This window comes from Bacillus cereus, assembly GCF_002564555.1.
Classification (GTDB): Bacteria; Bacillota; Bacilli; order Bacillales; family Bacillaceae_G; genus Bacillus_A; species Bacillus_A cereus_K.
In genome coordinates this window covers 1-224 of sequence record NZ_NUVD01000100.1, presented here as the reverse complement: position 1 = coordinate 224, position 224 = coordinate 1, and the positions used below count along the sequence as shown (strand labels likewise).

Genomic DNA, 224 nt, shown 5'->3' with positions numbered 1-224 from the left:
CTTCCACTTTTAGGGAAAGTTTTAGGTCCAGTTTTAAATCCAATTCTAGATACCGCTTTAAAACCAGTACTAGCCCTACTTCAAGGAGTAATTAACGGGACTGGAGATTTAGCTAATGCACTACTAAATGCTAGAATTCTAGGAGAAAACAAATATACATTGCATGCAACAACTTCAGATCCAAATGTTCCATTCTCTGATTTCCACGCTGCAGCAATAAAAGG

1 protein-coding gene is annotated in these 224 nt (G+C 37.5%); it reads left to right on the top strand.

The window, feature by feature from the left end; translation table 11 throughout:
• Nucleotides 1–224, top strand: a 224-nt coding sequence (locus tag COI75_RS27025; RefSeq protein WP_176535606.1) for an adhesive domain-containing protein, incomplete at both ends; no start/stop codon positions are given.